The following is a 2,480-nucleotide window of genomic DNA, read 5'->3' on the forward strand; positions in this document are numbered from 1 at the left end:
TGATCTGGCCCGCAGGGCCGGCATCGAGATCGACGGCATTTCCATCAAGGAGGAGACCAGGATTCGGGGCTCTCACAAGATCAGCTTCCATGCGGATTTCTGTATGAGTCAGGTGGACTGGGAGGATTATGACGGGATCATCCTGCCCGGCGGTCTGCCCGGCACGACCAATCTGGGAGCAGATGAACGGGTGATCAAGCTGGTGCAGGACTTCGCCGCTGCAGGCAAGCTGGTCGCGGCCATCTGCGCCGCCCCTTCCGTCCTGGCTAAGGCTGGGATTCTGTCCGGCAAGAGGGCAACCTCAAACCCCGGTTTCGCGGACAAGATGGACGACTGCGACTATTTGACTGACAAGGTGGTGCGTGACGGAAACATCATCACCAGCCGGGCCATGGGAACCGCCTTTGCCTTTGGATTGGCCATTGTGGCCTATGTCAGGGGAGAAGAGACGGCCCGCGGGCTGGGAGAGGATGTTCTCTACAAGTGAACATCCTCTCCTCTTTCTGTCGTCAAATTTCCTGCTATTTAACTGGGAATATTCTGCTTTTACAAGGGAATATCTCGTCTATCGCAATAGATTCGCCCTTTTTAACATAACAACAGTCTTATATGAGATCAAATGGTTTGATTTCTCTTTGGTATCTTCAATTCTGTACTGATGTTTGAAGGTTACAAAAAACACATGATATTAATGAATTAATTTGAATTAAAGATAAAAAAGTCAGTCTGCTTTGTCGAGAAAATGTGAAAACTATGTGTTATAATCTCGCTAGGAGTTGCGGGCATTATGCAATCATATGTTTTACGGATCTGCAGTCATGAGGATAGATCTCAGACAAAACCGATCTATGGTTTGCGGTGTGTGTTCTGGCACTCACGGTTCTTATGTGATTTATTGGCAAGAGTTTATTCCGTTAATTTGTCAGGGAAAATGCTAAAGAAATTTTTTGGCGAAAGATAACTGATAATTTTCGGGGGGGGGGTGATTAATAAAGGATAATTTATGAAGTTACGAAAATAAGCCTGATAAATTAACCGCTTTTACCAGTCAAGTGAGGAATATTTTGTCGGGCAAAAGAGAGGAGAATGAATAGGGATGATTAAAAGATTTTTGAGTTTCTTTCTTGCTTTTTTGATGACAGTTTTTTTGTTATATCCGGGCAAGACGGCCTTTGCGGAGACAGGTTCACAAGTCGATGCAAAACTGACAAATGTGAGTATACAGGACAGCGACGGCAACCCCGTAACAGAGGTGCCGGTCGATCAGACTCTGAAATTAGTTATGGACTGGCATGTTGACCAGATTGTTCATGACGGGGATTATTTTGATATCGATATCCCCAAAGAATTGGACATGACAACGTCCGCTACGAATCCTTTGACCTTTGATCTTACGGATCAGAACGGAACGAAGGTTGCAACGGCTGAGATTATCAGCAGGCCAACGGCTACTGCGACGACAGGCGGCGGGAAAATCCGCGTTAAATTTAACCACAATGCCGAGGGACTGCATAATATTACCGGGCAGATGTATGTCTATATGATCTTGAATAAGAAAGGGGTTACGATCAATAAGGTAAACCCCATTGAAATGAAAGTGAACGGCAGAACCGATTTGACACCCCCGCCGACGAAAATCGGTGTCAAGCCGGGAGCCAATACCTCCGATCAGGTGTTCGGTAAATTTGCCAAGGCTTCCGATGCCAGTCATCCCGGGGTGGCCGGCTGGGCTCTGCGAATCAATCAGGCCAAGAAGGATTTAAAGCATGTCGTGATCAGAGATTCCATCACGTCAGGGAACGGTCACTACCTGGATCCCCTGCCGAACGGCGCGAATGAGCAGTTCAAGCTCATGAAGTGTGAGTATGACGCGAGCGGAAATCCGACCAGCTGGGATGGAGAGATCGTAGATCTGACCGGAAAGGTAAAATTCAATGCCGATAAGACTTCATTTGAAATTGATCTGGGAGATATCGGAACGCAGTCTTATTTCCTTTCCTATAAGACAACGGTAGATTACGGAGATCCGGTTCAGACAAATAAGGCCAATATGACGGCGGACATCATTACGCCCGTAGATCAGAAGAGTACCTGGAAAAAGAGATCCGGCGGCGGAAGTATGGCCGGTGACCTCGCCAAGAAGTTGAAACTTCGCAAGGTTGATGCGGAAGATAACACGAAGGCCCTTGCCAATGCCGAATTTGAAGTGACCAAGCCCGATGGAAGTAAGTTCACTTTGACGACAGGGGCAGATGGTACGGTCACTTCCGGCCTTTTGATACCGGGTAAGTATAAAGTCCGGGAGACGAAAGCCCCGCAGGGCTATTTACTGGATTCTACCGAATATATCGTTGATATAGCGAGCGATGTAGGAACGATCCTGACAGTAAAAGATAAATTAAACGCAACGTCAGTGAAGGTGACCAAGCAGTGGGTCGGAACGCCCGCGGCCAGCGTGGAGATCAAGCTCTTTGCCGACG

2 protein-coding genes are annotated in these 2,480 nt (G+C 47.6%); both read left to right on the forward strand.

From position 1 onward, the window contains the following. The coding region (locus ACO5R6_RS07450; RefSeq protein WP_485626554.1) for a DJ-1 family glyoxalase III at window positions 1-487 on the forward strand (487 nt) is incomplete at its 5' end. 726 nt (window positions 488-1,213) lie between these two features. Next, a partial coding sequence (locus ACO5R6_RS07455; protein WP_485626555.1) for an Ig-like domain-containing protein occupies window positions 1,214-2,480 on the forward strand: 1,267 nt, incomplete at its 3' end.

The organism is Shuttleworthella sp. (assembly GCF_057251025.1).